The following is a 14,155-nucleotide window of genomic DNA, read 5'->3' as shown; positions in this document are numbered from 1 at the left end:
GGTGGCGCGCCTGGGGCAATCTGGCGCACAGGACCAGTTCGCGGCGCGGACGGGGTGGCTATAGACTGTTGCGGCCGATGGGAAAAGCCGATCGGTAGAATGCGTAAATTCAGGGGCTGTTAGGGGACATTGGCCTTTATGGCTAACAAGGGTCTTCTGGTGGAGATCAGGGGAGACTGACAAGGCGTGCGCAGCCTTCTGCCCAACACGGAAATGACCTCGCCCCTGGCGCGGCGCCTGCTGGCGATCGTCGCGGTGCTGTCGATTGCCGTCACCGGCGTGGCGACGGCTGTGGCCTTCGTGTTCGTGCAGAAAAGCGCCGCCGATACCCAGATGCGGCACCTGGTCGAATATGTCGGCGAGCGGGTGAAGACCGAGGACCGGCTATTTTCGGATCTCGTCAAGGTTCACCAAGCAGCAAGCCTGGCCCTGACGCGCCGACTGGAAAGCCGGGACGCTGCTGATGCCTTAAGCGAGTTCAATACCCTCTATCTGCCTCACGGCGATGGTACCCGGCGTACGGCCCCGGAGCTCTATGACGGGGGGCGGAAAGGGCCGCACTTTGTCTATGGAATTGGCGGCTACCTGAGAGGTGCCGAGCAGATGGGCGACGAGGAAAAGGCTCTTTTTGTGTCGGCCCTGGAGGTGGTGGCCAATACCGGCGAGACCGAAGTCCATCACTATGACAATTTCTATTTCTTTACGCCCCAGACCCGGCTGGTGATGTTCGGCCCCAAGCGCGCGGACAAGCTGCTGTACTATCGTCGTGATGCGCCTCCGACCATGGACGTTGGCGGCGAGGAGATGACCCAGATCAGTCTGCCGGAAGCCAATCGCGGGCGCGTCATGAAATGCACCAAGCTCCGCCGGCTGATTTCCGATCCCACGGGCCGCGGTCTGACCGCAGGGTGCATGACGCCGTTCTATTTCAAGAACCAGTTCATGGGGATATGGGGCACAAGCCTGTCGCTGGATTCCTATCTGCAGCGCGCGGTGGGTGAGTCCCTACCTGACGGCACGAACATGATCGTTACGGACGAAGGCGAGTTGATTGCCGCTCCGGGGCTTGCGCGTAAGGGCGTTATCGAGATCGCCCGTTTGAGGGAGTTGGAGGAGCAGACAAAGGTCGCCGACCTGATACGCCAGATCAAGGTGACTGGACTTGAGGTCGGAGCCATACGGGACGCGAGGGGGGATCAGGTCATTGCATTTGGTCGCCTCAAGGAGCCCAACTGGTGGTTCCTGATGACCTTCCCGTCCAATGACGTGGTGCTGTCGTCAATCCGGACCGCATCCTGGGTGCTGCTGTTTGGCGTCCTGGGCGTGATGCTGCAGGTGATGCTGCTCTATCGGGTGATCAGCCGCGAGCTGGCCTGGCCGCTCAACCTTCTGGCCCAGGCCGAGCGCGGGGGCGATCATGCGCAGGCTCTGAGCGTCGAGGGACGCCTGGACGAAATCGGCGACCTGGCGCGGACCCTGCGCCAGCAGCGCGAGGGCAATGAAGAGCTGCTCCGAAGCCTTGAGGTGCGGGTCGCCGAGCGGACGGTCGAACTCGAACGGGCCAACCAGGCCAAGTCGGTGTTCCTGGCCAATATGAGTCATGAGCTGCGGACGCCGCTGAACGGGGTCATCGCCATCGGGGACCGTCTGGTGGACGAGGACAATCCCCAGACCCGACGTGACCTTGCCGGTCTGGTAGCCTCATCGGGCCGGCTGCTGGAGCAGGTGCTGGGAGACATTCTGGATGTCTCGAAGATCGAGGCCGGCCAGTTCCACCTCAACCCCGCCCCCTTCGATCTGGAGCGACTGGTTCGCGACATGGCCGAACTGCACGCTGCGGTCGCCGAGGCCAAGGGGCTGGATTTCGCATGGTCCTTCGCGCCGGATGTGGCGGGCGGCTATCTGGGCGACGCCGGGCGGATCAGCCAGATCCTGTCCAATCTCCTGGCCAATGCGGTCAAGTTCACCGTCAAGGGCTCGGTCAATCTGACGGTCGAGTCGCGGGACGATCGCGTGGTCTTCACGGTGGCCGACACCGGGGTCGGCTTTGACGACACGGTGCGCGAGCGGCTGTTCAAGCGGTTTGTCCAGGCCGACCAGTCGATCACCCGGCAGTTTGGCGGCACCGGGCTGGGCCTGTCGATCTCGGCGGCGCTTGTCGAGATGATGGGGGGGCGCATCGACGCGCGGGCGGTTGTCGGCGCGGGCGCGACCTTCGAAGTCGAACTGCCCCTGCCGCGGACCGCGGGCGCTTTGCTGGACACCGGCAGCGAGCCGGAGAGCGAAATTTCCCTGCAGGGCCTGCGGGTGCTGGTCGCGGAAGACCATCCGACCAATCGCAAGGTCGTGGAGGTCGTGCTTGAGCCGTTTGGCGTCGACCTGACCATGGTCGAGGACGGCGCGGCGGCCCTGGCGGCTGTCCGCGCCGAGTCTTTCGACGCTATCCTCATGGATATGCAGATGCCGATCATGGACGGCCTGACCGCGACCCGAGAGATCCGGGCGCGCGAGGCCGCCTTGGGTCTGCCACCCGTTCTGATCGTCATGCTGACGGCCAATGCCATGGAGGAGCATATCGCCTCGGCCAAGGCGGCCGGAGCCGACCTGCACCTGGCCAAGCCCCTGCATCCCGCCCAGCTGCTACAGGCCCTGGCCGGCACCCGGAGCGATGCACCGGGTCTCTCTACCCAGACAGCCGCCGCGGCGTCGGGTAGCGATTAGGCCCGAGCCTGGCACCGGGCCGGGAGGTCCTTCCACACCCACCGGGCGCGGACGCTACAGTCCGGCGAAGAAGCGGACATCCAGGGCGAAGATGCCGTGGGTCAGGGCATAGATGGCGTACCACAGGGCGGCATTGGCGAGCGCCATGACCAGGACCGACAGACCCAGCGGCCATTGGCTGGCGCGGCGCTTGGTGCGGCGGGCGTCATAGGGGGCGGGGTGCAGGGACAGGGCCATCTTTGATCTCCGTTAACCCTGAACAGGATCGAGATTGAGTCGGTTCCACGCCATTGCGACATTCGCCGCGCGCCGCCTTGTCGCACCCCGGTCCCGTCAGGCCACGGTCTAGAGGATGCCGGGAAGGTCCAGGGCCTTGTCGCGGGCGCAGGTGCGGGCGTCCTCATAGCCTGCATCGGCATGGCGCATGACGCCGCTGGCCGGGTCGTTCCACAGCACGCGTTCCAGCCGCCTTGCGGCGGCCTCCGTCCCATCCGCCACGATGACCATGCCGGCATGCTGCGAGAAGCCCATGCCGACGCCGCCACCATGGTGCAGCGACACCCAGGTGGCCCCGGAGGCGGTGTTGAGCAGGGCGTTGAGCAGGGGCCAGTCGGACACGGCGTCCGAGCCATCCTGCATGGCCTCGGTTTCGCGATTGGGCGAGGCAACCGAGCCGGAGTCCAGATGATCGCGGCCGATGACGACCGGGGCCTTCAGCTCGCCCGAGGCGACCATGGCGTTGAAGGCCAGACCCAGGCGGTGGCGATCGCCGAGGCCCACCCAGCAGATGCGGGCCGGAAGGCCCTGGAACTTGATCTTCTCGGCGGCCATGTCGAGCCAGTTGTGCAGATGGGGATTGTCTGGAATCAGCTCCTTCACCTTGGCGTCGGTGCGGGCGATGTCTTCGGGATCACCCGACAGCGCCGCCCAGCGGAACGGGCCGATTCCCCGGCAGAACAGCGGACGGATATAGGCCGGCACAAAGCCCGGCACGTCGAAGGCCCGGGTGACGCCTTCCTCGAGCGCCATCTGGCGGATGTTGTTGCCATAGTCGACCGTGGGCACCCCGGCGGCCTGGAAGTCGAGCATGGCCTGGACGTGGACGGCCATCGAGGCGCGCGCGGCGCGATTGACGCTGTCGGGATCGCGTTCCCGGGCCGTGGCCCACTGCTCCAGGCTCCAGCCGGCCGGCAGATAGCCGTTGATCGGATCATGGGCGCTGGTCTGGTCGGTCAGAAGATCGGGGTGGATGCCGCGCCGGACCATGTCCGGCAGCAGCTCGGCGGCATTGCCCAGCAGACCGACCGAGACAGGCTTGCCGTCGAGCCGGGCTTCCGTGATCCAGGCCAGGGCCTCGTCGAGGTTCTCGGTCGACCGGTCCAGATAGCCGGTGCGCAGCCGCATTTCGATCCGGGAGGGCTGGCACTCGATGGCGAGGCACGAGGCCCCGGCCATCACCGCCGCCAGGGGCTGGGCTCCGCCCATGCCGCCCAGGCCGGCCGTCAGCAGCCAGCGGCCGGACAGGTCGCCGGCATAGTGCTGGCGGCCCATTTCCACAAAGGTCTCATAGGTGCCCTGAACAATGCCCTGGGCACCGATATAGATCCACGATCCGGCGGTCATCTGGCCGTACATGGCCAGGCCCTTGCGATCCAGTTCGTTGAAGTGCTCCCAGGTCGCCCAGCGGGGCACCAGATTGGAGTTGGCGATCAGCACCCTCGGGGCGTCGGCATGGGTGCGGAAGACACCGACCGGCTTGCCCGACTGGACCAGCAGGGTCTGGTCGTCCTCCAGCCGGCGCAGGGTCTCGACTATCTTGTCGAAGCTTTCCCAGTCGCGGGCCGCCCGGCCGATGCCGCCATAGACGACCAGCTCCTCCGGGCGTTCGGCGACGTCGGGGTCCAGATTGTTCATCAGCATCCGGAGGGGGGCCTCGGTCAGCCAGGACCTGGCCGTAAGGTCGGAACCGGTGGCGGCGCGGATGACGCGGCTGTTGTCGCGGCGGGTCATGCGGGATCTCTCGCAAAGGCCATGCAGGCGGAAAGGACTTCGGACAGGACCGCGCGCAGCGGCGCGGCCTGGTCGGGGCGGTAGGGTGAAGGCCAGGTGTCGGTCGTCGGCGGCGTGGCCGGATCATCCATGTAGCCGCGGCAGGCCAGCTCCATCTGGATGGCGTGGACGCCCTGGGCCGGCTGGCCGTAGCGTCGCGTGGTCCAGCCGCCCTTGAAGCGGCCATTGGTGACGCGGGAATGACCCGAGCCGTCGCAGGCGGCCTCGACCGCCGTGGTCAGTACCAGGTCGCAACTGTCGCCGCTGTTTGTGCCGAGGTTGAACTGCGGCAGCTGGCCGTCGAACAGGCGCGGCACGAGAGAGCGGATCGAATGGGCTTCGTAGAGCACGACCCGCGGATGGCTTTGACGCAGCCGGGCGATCTCGGCGGCCAGGGCGGCGTGATACGGATCGAAATAGGCGATGCGGCGGCGGTCGATCTCCTGCGCATCCGGTTCCCGTCCGTCGCGATAGAGTGGTTCGCCGTCGAAGGTGGTGAGCGGACAGAGGCCTGTGGTCGCCTGACCCGGATAGAGCGAGGCCCCGGATGGGTCGCGATTGACGTCGATCACGGTGCGCGAGATGGCCGTGCGGATCACCGTGGCACCCAGATCGTGCGCAAAGTCATAGAGCCGGTCGACCCACCAGTCGGCGTCCTTGCGGGCCAGCCAGGGCGAGAGGAGGTTGGCCGCTATGTCGTCCGGGATCTCGACGCCGGTATGAGGCAGGCTGACGACCAGCGGGGCCTCGCCGGGATCGACGGTCAGCCAGGTCATTACACGACGCCCGGCAGGTCACTCGCCACGCCGATGACCGCGCCGGAGCGGACCAGATGGTTGGCGGCCTCCATGTCGGGATGGAAATGGCGGTCATCGTCCAGATGCGGCACCGCCTTGCGCACCAGGGTCCGCAGCGCCTCCAGCACGGGGCTCGACTTCAGCGGGGCATGGAAGTCGCAGCCCTGGGCGGCGGCCAGCAGTTCGATGCCGATCACCGCCATGGCGCTCTCGACCATGGCCAGCAGGCGCCGGGCCCCATGGGCGGCCATCGAGACATGGTCTTCCTGGTTGGCCGAGGTCGGGATCGAGTCGACGCTGGCCGGATAGGCCTTCTGCTTGTTCTCCGACACCAGGGCGGCGGCGGTGACCTGGGGGATCATGAAGCCGGAATTGAGGCCCGGCTTGGGGGTCAGGAAGGCCGGCAGGCCCGACAGGGCGGGATCGACCAGCATGGCGATCCGGCGCTCGGCGATCGAGCCGATCTCGCAGACGGCCAGGGCGATCATGTCGGCGGCGAAGGCCACCGGTTCGGCATGGAAGTTGCCGCCCGACAGGGCCTCGTCGACGCCCTCCGCACCGCCCGGGAAGATCAGCGGATTGTCCGATACGCCATTGGCCTCGGTGGCCAGGGTGGTCGCCGCCTGTTTCAGCACATCGAGGGCCGCCCCCATCACCTGGGGCTGGCAACGCAGGCAGTAGGGGTCCTGGACCCGCTCGTCTTCCTTCAGATGCGAGGCGCGGATGGCCGACCCGGCCATCAGGCTGCGCAGGGCGGCGGCGGTCTCGATCTGGCCGACGTGGCGGCGCAGGGTGTGGATGCGGGGGTCGAAGGGAGTATCAGAGCCCTTGGCCGCCTCGGTCGACAGGGCACCGGTGACCAGGGCCGACTGGAACAGCAGCTCGGCCTCGAACAGGGCCGCCAGGGCATTGGCATTGGAGAACTGGGTGCCGTTCAGCAGGGCCAGACCCTCCTTGGGACCCAGGACCAGAGGCGTGAGGCCGGCACCGGCCAGGGCCTCGGCGGCGGGGACGCGGACACCGTCGACAAAGATCTCGCCGACCCCGATCAGGGTGGCGGCCATATGGGCCAGAGGGGCCAGATCGCCCGAGGCCCCGACCGAGCCCTGGCAGGGGACCACCGGCGTCAGGTCCTTGGCCAGCATGGCCTCCAGCAGCTGCACCGTCGCGACCCGGACGCCCGACGCGCCCTGGGCCAGGCTCGCCAGCTTCAGGGCCATCATCAGCCGGATGACCGCAACCGGCGAGGGCTCGCCCGTGCCGGCGGCATGGGACAGGACGATGTTGCGCTGCAGGGTTTCGAGATCGGCGTCGCCGATGCGGACGCTGGCCAGTTTCCCGAAGCCGGTATTGATGCCGTAGACCGGCTCGCCGCGCGCCAGGATGCGTTCGACGGCTCTGGCGCTCTCCGCGATCACGGGCCAGGCATCATCGTGCAGCCGGGCCGGGGCACCGCGATAGATCTTTTGCCATTCGAGGAGAAAGACTTCGCCGGGATGGAGAACAACCATGGTCAATGACCCTTCCAGACACGGGCATGGAGCGGGTTGAAGCCCATGCGATAAACGAGTTCAGCAGGACGCTCGATGTCCCAGAGAGCCAGGTCGCAGACCTTGCCGGTCCGCAGCACACCCCGGTCCGACAGTCCAAGGGCCCGGGCCGCTTCACGGGTGACGCCGGCCAGGCACTCCTCGACGGTCATCCGAAACAGGGTGGCGGCCATGTTCATGACCAGCAGGGGCGAGGTCAGGGGCGAGGTGCCGGGATTGCAGTCGGTCGCCAGGGCCATGGGCACGCCGGCCGCGCGCAGGGCCTCGACGGGCGGGCACTGGTGTTCGCGCGTGAAGTAATAGGCCCCGGGCAGCAGGGTCGCGACGGTCCCGGACGCGGCCATGGCCTCGATCCCGTCCGCATCCAGATGCTCCAGATGGTCGGCGGACAGGGCCCACAGCCCGGCTGCGAGGGCCGCGCCGTTCTGGTTCGACAGTTGCTCGGCGTGGATCTTGATCTTCAGCCCGTGCCGGTGGGCGGCCTCGAACACCTTTCGGGCCTGGGCGCGGGTGAAGCCGATGGTCTCGCAGAAGACGTCGACGGCGTCTGCCAGTCCGGCCGCAGCCACGGCGGGGATCATCTGCTTGCAGACCAGATCAACATAGCCGTCCGGGTCATTCCGGAACTCCGGCGGCACGGCATGGGCGGCGAGCAGGGTGGTGCGGATGTCGATCCTGCGGTGGTCGGCCAGGGCGCGCGCGGCGCGCAGGCACTTGAGTTCGGCCTCCAGCGACAGGCCATAGCCGGACTTGATCTCGACCGTGGTCACCCCTTCGGCGATCAGGGCGTCGAGCCGGGGCAGGGCGGTGGCGACCAGATCGGCCTCGGAGGCCGCGCGGGTGGCCGTCATGGTCGAGACAATGCCACCCCCGGCCCGGGCGATCTCTTCGTAGGAGGCCCCGGCCAGACGCAGCTCGAACTCGTGGGCCCGGTCGCCGGCAAAGACCAGATGGGTATGGGGATCGATCAGGCCGGGCGTGATCCAGCGGCCCTCGCAGTCGATCGTTTGGGCAGCGTCGAACGCGGGGGCCTCGGCCTGGGGTCCGGCATAGGCAATGCGGCCGTCCAGCGCCGCGACCACGCCGCGGTCGACCTCGCCGAGGCCTGGGCGGTCAGGGTCCAGCGTCGCGAGCCGGGCATTGATCCATACCCGATCACAGCGCATGAGCTCCCTCCCAGGACGCGCGCCAGGACCTTGCGAGGCGCTTCAATATGTATAGACATATTTGCGAATGATGAGGTTTGTCCAGTGACCGACGCTGAGAATTCCGGGAACGCAGGATCGAAGGTGGTCTGGTGCCAGAGCGCCCTTCTGGCCGATGGCTGGGCACACAGTGTCCGCCTGACCCTCGCGGGCGGGCGCATCACCCGGATCGATACGGACGTCCCGGCCGGCGATGCGATCCGCCTGGGTCCCGCCCTGCCGGGCCTGGCCAATGTCCACAGTCACGCCTTTCAGAGGGCCATGGCCGGCCTAGCCGAGGCGCGGGGCGATTCCGGCGACAATTTCTGGACCTGGCGCGAGGTCATGTACCGCTTCCTGGAGCGGCTCGGCCCAGATGAGGTCCAGACCATTGCCGCCATGGGCCAGGTCGAGATGCTGGAGGGCGGCTTCACCCGGGTCGGCGAGTTCCACTATCTGCACCACGACCCGTCGGGCGGCTTTTATGACGACCCGGCCGAGATGGCCGTGCGGATCGCCGCCGCCGCGGACGAGACCGGCATCGGCCTGACCCTGCTGCCGGTCTTCTATGCCCACGCCAATTTCGGCGGCGCGCCACCGACCGATGGACAGAAGCGCTTCATCCACGACGTCGACGGGTTCGCGCGCCTCGTCGAGCGCTGCCGCGAGATCGTCTCCGGCGTGCCCGAGGCGGTGGTCGGGATCGCGCCTCACAGCCTGCGGGCGGTGACGGCCGAGGAGCTGGACGCCATCCTGCCCCTGGCCGGCGACGGCCCGGTCCATATGCATGTGGCCGAGCAGACCAAGGAGGTCGACGACTGCCTGGCCGCCACCGGCCAGCGGCCCGTCCGCTGGCTGATGAACCACACGCCGGTCGACCGTCGCTGGTGCCTGATCCACGCCACCCACATCAATGCGGTGGAGACCGAGCGCCTGGCCCGGAGCGGGGCGGTGGCGGGCCTGTGTCCGGTCACCGAGGCCAATCTGGGCGACGGCGTCTTCCCGACCCATGACTATCTGGCCGCCGGCGGGGCCTTCGGTCTGGGCACCGATTCCAACATTCTGATCGAGGCCGCCGAGGAAGTGCGGGCCCTGGAATATGCCCAGCGCCTGACCCGTCGCGCCCGCAATGTGCTGGCCGGCGGACCCCGGCGCTCGACCGGTGGCGACCTGTGGCGCGGGGCCTGCGCGGGCGGGGCCCAGGCCCTGGGCGCAGGGCAGGGCGGGCTCAAGCGCGGGGCAGCGGCGGATTTCATCACCCTGGATCCGGAGCATCCGGCCCTGGTGGGACGCGAAGGCGACACCCTGATCGACAGTCTGGTTTTCGCCGGTCGCCGGGGGGGCATCGACACCGTCTGGAGCCAGGGGCGTCAGGTGGTCGCGGGCGGGTGCCACCATGCCCGCGACGCGATCACGGCCCGCTATCGCCAGACCCTCAAGGCCCTGCTGGCGTGAGCCCGGTTCCGCTGCACCAGCGCATACGCGGCGAGATCGAGGACCGTATACGCTCGGGCGACTGGCCGCCGGGCCATCGGGTTCCGTTCGAGACCGAGCTGATGGCCCAGTATGGCTGCGCGCGCATGACGGTCAGTAAGGCCATGGCGGCCCTGGTCGAGGCGGGCCTGATCGTGCGCCGCAAGCGGGCGGGCTCGTTCGTGGCCCGGCCGAGAGTCCATGCGCCGGTGCTGAACATTCCCGATATCCAGTCGGCGATCCTGGCCAGGGGCGAGACCTATGCCTTTCGCCTGCTGTTACGCCAGACCCGGAGCGCCGCGCGGGGCCATGCCGATGAACGCGAGCTGGCGGCAGGCGGCAAGCTGCTGGCCCTGGACGGTGTCCATGACGCCGGCGGCCGGCCCTTCGCCCTGGAGCGCCGCCTGATCAGCCTGAAGATCGCGCCGGAGGCCGCCACGGCCGACTTCTCGACCCTGCCGCCGGGGGCCTGGCTGCTGGACCATGTCGCCTGGACCGAGGCCGAGAGCCGGATCAGCGCCATCAATGCCGACCCCGACGTGGCGGCCCTGCTCGATCTCGACGAAGGCGCAGCCTGCCTGGTCGTCGACCGCCGCACCTGGCGGGCCGGCGAACACGTCACCCGCGTGCGCCAGGTGTTTCCGGGCGAGGCCTATGACCTTGTGGCGCGGTTCGGGCCGGGGGCTTAGGGGGCTGAGACCATTCTCCCCTTGCGGAAGAGGGGTCGAAAGCCCCGTCCCGCAAGACCGCGAGACCCCTCATCAATCACCGTCATCCCGCGACGTGTTCGCGGGACCCATCGTTCCTCCGCGCCGTGAGCAAACGGCGGTCCGCCGACCGTTAAGCCGACAAATGGGTCCCGTGGACAAGCCACGGGATGACGGGAATATGGGGATAGAGGGGCGCTGTGTCCCCGTCGCAGGGAGAGGGTATCTGGTACCGGCCCAAAGCGGAGACGGGCGTCCAAGCTGAGCAGGGGCCGCTCGCACGCATCGGCGGAACGCCGACGAAGTCAAAACCTTGGGAAATCCGGCCTGGTGGTTGGAGGCGGGATCGAACCGCCGACCTGTGGGTTATGAATCCACCGCTCTAACCATCTGAGCTACCCAACCTCACCAGGACGGGAGGGGGCTTATAGGCGAGACCTTCCCGCTTGATCAAGTCGGCGAATTCACGCGCGAGGGCAAAGCGCGGCGACATCATCCGGCAAGGCCCGGGTTCAGGCCACGATCGATGCGGCCTTCGCCCCCAGGGCCGCGACCAGATCGGCGGGGGCCAGTCGCATCTGCAGGCCGCGCTGGCCGCCATTGACGAACACATGGGGCTCGGCCAGCGCCGCCTCCTCGACGGCGGTCGGCAGGCGCTTCTTCTGGCCGAACGGACTGACCCCGCCGACCTTGTAGCCGGTGATCCGTTCGGCGTCGGGCACGGGCATCATCGCCGCCGACTTGCCGCCCAGGGCGGCGGCCAGTTTCTTCATGCTGACCTCGCGGTCCGAGGGCAGGACCACGCAGGCGGGCTTGCCGTCGAGCAGCACGACAAGGGTCTTCAGCACCCGGGCCGGATCCTCGCCCAGGGCTTCGGCGGCCTGCAGACCCACCCGTTCGGAACCGGGGTCGTAGTCATACGTAACCAGGTCGAAGGCGACTCCGGCCTTGGCCAGGGCTAGGGTGGCGGGTGTGCTTCTGGACATGGACCGGGTGGTATCCCATCTGTCCCGCAGTGTGGAGCCGGGCGCGTGTCGCCTGCGGTCCAAATTGGAGATGTGCTTACGATGCAGGCCCTTGATCGCCGCCAGATGCTTGCCGCCGCCACGGGCGCGGGCCTTTCGGCGCTGCTGCCCGCCTGGGCCCGGGCCGGCACTGGCAAGGCACCTGAGGTACTGAGCGGCGAGGAGATCCACCTCACCATCGGCCACGCGCCCTTCACCGTCGACGGCAAGGCGGGCCACGCCATGGCCATCAACGGCACCGTGCCGGGACCGCTGATCCGCCTGAAGGAAGGCCAGAACGTCCGTCTGCTTGTGACCAACCAGCTGGATGAGGACAGTTCGATCCACTGGCACGGCCTGCTGGTGCCGTTCCAGATGGACGGTGTGCCGGGGGTCAGTTTTCCGGGGATCAAGCCCGGCGAGACCTTCGTCTACGAGTTCAAGGTTCGCCAGGCCGGCACCTACTGGTACCATAGCCATTCGGGCCTGCAGGAGTTGATGGGCGTCTATGGCCCCATGGTCATCGACCCGGCGGCGGCCGAACCCGCGCCCTATGACCGTGAGCACGTGGTGGTGCTGTCGGACTACAGCTTCCAGCATCCGCACCAGATCATGCGCAAGCTGAAGGCCCAGGCCGGCTATTTCAACGATCAGAAACAGACCGTGGCCGGACTGCTGGCCGGGCGCGACCAGTCGCTGAAGGACCGTGTCGAATGGTCGAAGATGCGGATGGACCCGACCGACGTCCTGGATGTCACCGCCTCGACCTATCGCTATCTGATCAACGGCCAGGGCATCGCCGACAACTGGACGGGCCTGTTTTCTCCGGGCGAGCGAGTGCGGCTCCGTGTCATCAATGCCGGCGGCATGACGGTGTTCAATGTCCGTCTGCCTGGTCTGGCGATGAGCGTCGTCCAGGCCGACGGCCAGGACGTGCGGCCTGTCACCGTCGAGGAGTTCCAGATCTCGCCGGCCGAGACCTATGACGTGATCCTCCAGCCCGCCGAGGCCCGCGCCTATGCGCTGGTGGCCGAGGCGTCCGATCGCTCGGGATTGGTTCGCGGGACCCTGGCCCCGAGGTCTGGCCTGAGCGCCCCGGTCCCGCCGCTGCGCGCCCGGCCCCTGGCGACGATGAAGGATATGGGCATGGATATGTCGGCCCATGCCGGTCACGACATGTCGGGCATGAGCATGGCCATGCGCGACGGGGCCAATGCGCCCGGCGTCCGGCTGGGCCCCGGCGTCCAGACGATCTCGCCCATGCCGATGGACCGACTCGGCGAGCCGCCCCAGGGCCTGGAGGACGTCGGCCACAGGGTGCTGGTCTATACGGATCTCGTGGCCCTGAGCCCCAATCCTGATCCGCGACCGCCCGGCCGCACGGTCGAGATCCACCTGACCGGCAATATGGAGCGCTTCATGTGGGCCTTTGACGGCGAGGCCTTCGGCCCGCTGAAGAAGCCCATCGCCTTCCAGCGCGACGAGCGGGTCCGGGTGCTGCTGGTCAATGACTCGATGATGGCCCACCCGATCCACCTGCACGGCCACTTCTTCGAGGTGGTCAACGGCCATGCTGGCCACCAGCCGCGCAAGCACACGGTCAGTGTCGCGCCCGGCAGCAAGGTCGCCTTCGACCTGACCGCCGACGAACCCGGGGACTGGGCCTTCCACTGCCACATGCTGCTGCACATGCATGCCGGCATGTTCAACATCGTCACCGTGCGGCCGCTCGATGGAGCCCCGGCATGAACCCGGCGGTTCTGATGGTCCTGGCCCTGATGCAACACGAGCATCACCAGATGACGCCGGCCGCTGCGCCGGTTCAGCAGGCCGCGCCGGCCGATCCGCATGCGGGCCACGACATGTCGAAGATGGCCGATCCGCATGCCGGTCACGACATGTCGGCCATGGCCCCACCCGCCGTTGTCGCGACGGAGCCGGCCGTGCCGAGCGACTATGCTGCCGAGCGCTTCTTTGATCCCGCCCTGATGGCCTCTGCCCGGGCGGTCCTGCTCCAGGAGCATGGCGGGGGGCGCTACTGGAAGGTGCTGGCCGACCAGGCCGAGCGCCGCGCGCGCGACGGATCTGACGCCACCGCCTTCGAGGGCGAAGGCTGGCTGGGAGACGACTTCGGCAAGTGGGTGATCAAGGCGCGCGGTGAACATGTCGACGGCCACGGCTGGGAGCATGCCGAACTGCAGGCGCTGTATGCCCGGCCGATCGGTCCCTATTTCGACCTCGAGGCGGGGCTGAGACAGGATCTGGAGCACGAGGGACGCACCTATGCCGCCCTGGGCGTCGAAGGCCTCGCGCCCTACTGGATCGAGACCCGGGCCACGGCCTTCCTGTCGGATCGCGGCGACCTGTCGGCCCGGATAGAGGCCGCGCACGAGCTGCGCCTGACCACGCGCCTGATCCTGCAGTCGAAGCTCGAGACCCACTTGGCCGAGGGGGAGGGCGAGGCTGAGCTGGGCCTACGCCTGCGCTACGAGATCCGCCGCGAGTTTGCGCCCTATGTCGGCATCCTGCGGCAGCGGAGCTTTGGCGAGGCAGCTGATCTGGCGCGCTTGGCAGGGGAGCGGACGGGCGAAACGAGCCTGGTATTCGGCGTGAGGACCTGGTTCTAGGCCTTTGTGACCGCCTGCCCCAACGGCATGGCTTTACCGATGC

The 14,155-nt window shown here is 67.9% G+C and carries 11 protein-coding genes and 1 tRNA gene; 5 read left to right on the top strand and 7 right to left on the bottom strand.

The window, feature by feature from the left end:
• The first annotated feature begins 186 nt into the window (after nt 1–186).
• On the top strand, nt 187–2,721 hold the full coding sequence (locus tag ACW17U_RS11740; RefSeq protein ID WP_492052605.1) for an ATP-binding protein: 2,535 nt from the start codon (nt 187–189) through the stop codon (nt 2,719–2,721).
• 54 nt (nt 2,722–2,775) lie between these two features.
• Here ACW17U_RS11740 and ACW17U_RS11735 read toward each other — a convergent pair whose 3' ends face one another.
• The 5 genes from ACW17U_RS11735 to hutI all read right to left on the bottom strand — a co-directional run bounded on the left by ACW17U_RS11735 (nt 2,776) and on the right by hutI (nt 8,283).
• A complete protein-coding gene (locus ACW17U_RS11735) occupies nt 2,776–2,958 on the bottom strand; it encodes a hypothetical protein (RefSeq protein WP_062145154.1) in 183 nt (60 codons plus the stop codon).
• Nucleotides 2,959–3,066: 108 nt separating this feature from the next.
• On the bottom strand, nt 3,067–4,731 hold the full coding sequence (gene hutU, locus ACW17U_RS11730; RefSeq protein WP_492052603.1) for a urocanate hydratase: 1,665 nt from the start codon (nt 4,729–4,731) through the stop codon (nt 3,067–3,069).
• Complete coding sequence (hutG, locus tag ACW17U_RS11725) at nt 4,728–5,546, bottom strand: N-formylglutamate deformylase (protein ID WP_492052601.1); 819 nt, start codon at nt 5,544–5,546, stop codon at nt 4,728–4,730. Before hutG ends, hutU begins: the two co-directional genes overlap by 4 nt.
• Nucleotides 5,546–7,096 carry a histidine ammonia-lyase gene (hutH, locus tag ACW17U_RS11720; protein ID WP_492055727.1) on the bottom strand — a complete coding sequence of 517 codons (1,551 nt, stop codon included), beginning with the start codon at nt 7,094–7,096 and terminating at the stop codon, nt 5,546–5,548. Before hutH ends, hutG begins: the two co-directional genes overlap by 1 nt.
• Nucleotides 7,081–8,283 carry an imidazolonepropionase gene (hutI, locus tag ACW17U_RS11715; protein WP_492052599.1) on the bottom strand — a complete coding sequence of 401 codons (1,203 nt, stop codon included), beginning with the start codon at nt 8,281–8,283 and terminating at the stop codon, nt 7,081–7,083. Before hutI ends, hutH begins: the two co-directional genes overlap by 16 nt.
• 84 nt (nt 8,284–8,367) lie before the next feature.
• Here hutI and ACW17U_RS11710 point away from each other — a divergent pair, with 84 nt between their 5' ends.
• Together ACW17U_RS11710 and hutC are read left to right on the top strand one after the other, a co-directional pair.
• Nucleotides 8,368–9,756 carry a formimidoylglutamate deiminase gene (locus ACW17U_RS11710; RefSeq protein WP_492052597.1) on the top strand — a complete coding sequence of 463 codons (1,389 nt, stop codon included), beginning with the start codon at nt 8,368–8,370 and terminating at the stop codon, nt 9,754–9,756.
• On the top strand, nt 9,753–10,463 hold the full coding sequence (gene hutC, locus ACW17U_RS11705; RefSeq protein ID WP_492052596.1) for a histidine utilization transcriptional repressor HutC: 711 nt from the start codon (nt 9,753–9,755) through the stop codon (nt 10,461–10,463). The genes ACW17U_RS11710 and hutC overlap by 4 nt, the downstream gene beginning before the upstream one ends.
• 346 nt (nt 10,464–10,809) lie before the next feature.
• Here the strand turns inward: hutC and ACW17U_RS11700 are convergent.
• Both ACW17U_RS11700 and ybaK read right to left on the bottom strand, forming a co-directional pair.
• Nucleotides 10,810–10,886, bottom strand: a tRNA-Met gene (locus ACW17U_RS11700).
• A gap of 107 nt (nt 10,887–10,993) precedes the next feature.
• On the bottom strand, nt 10,994–11,467 hold the full coding sequence (gene ybaK / locus ACW17U_RS11695) for a Cys-tRNA(Pro) deacylase (RefSeq protein WP_492052594.1): 474 nt from the start codon (nt 11,465–11,467) through the stop codon (nt 10,994–10,996).
• An 81-nt stretch (nt 11,468–11,548) separates the two neighbouring features.
• Here ybaK and ACW17U_RS11690 point away from each other — a divergent pair, with 81 nt between their 5' ends.
• A complete protein-coding gene (locus ACW17U_RS11690; protein ID WP_492052592.1) occupies nt 11,549–13,234 on the top strand; it encodes a copper resistance system multicopper oxidase in 1,686 nt (561 codons plus the stop codon).
• Nucleotides 13,231–14,112, top strand: coding sequence for a copper resistance protein B (locus ACW17U_RS11685; RefSeq protein ID WP_492052590.1), 882 nt, complete (start codon nt 13,231–13,233; stop codon nt 14,110–14,112). The genes ACW17U_RS11690 and ACW17U_RS11685 overlap by 4 nt, the downstream gene beginning before the upstream one ends.
• Nucleotides 14,113–14,155 lie beyond the last annotated feature (43 nt).

The sequence above is a fragment of the Caulobacter sp. AVps16 genome, from assembly GCF_058681455.1.
The sequence above is the reverse complement of the archived record's forward strand: the minus strand, read 5'-3'. Positions and strand labels throughout refer to the sequence as shown.

Bases quoted from the DNA above. Each gene is read 5' to 3' on its own strand.
- ACW17U_RS11685 (WP_492052590.1), top strand. From the start codon at position 13,231: ATGAACCCGGCGGTTCTGATGGTCCTGGCCCTGATGCAACACGAGCAT.
- hutI (WP_492052599.1), bottom strand. From the start codon at position 8,283: ATGCGCTGTGATCGGGTATGGATCAATGCCCGGCTCGCGACGCTGGAC.
- hutU (WP_492052603.1), bottom strand. From the start codon at position 4,731: ATGACCCGCCGCGACAACAGCCGCGTCATCCGCGCCGCCACCGGTTCC.
- ACW17U_RS11690 (WP_492052592.1), top strand. From the start codon at position 11,549: ATGCAGGCCCTTGATCGCCGCCAGATGCTTGCCGCCGCCACGGGCGCG.
- ybaK (WP_492052594.1), bottom strand. From the start codon at position 11,467: ATGTCCAGAAGCACACCCGCCACCCTAGCCCTGGCCAAGGCCGGAGTC.
- hutG (WP_492052601.1), bottom strand. From the start codon at position 5,546: ATGACCTGGCTGACCGTCGATCCCGGCGAGGCCCCGCTGGTCGTCAGC.
- ACW17U_RS11735 (WP_062145154.1), bottom strand. From the start codon at position 2,958: ATGGCCCTGTCCCTGCACCCCGCCCCCTATGACGCCCGCCGCACCAAG.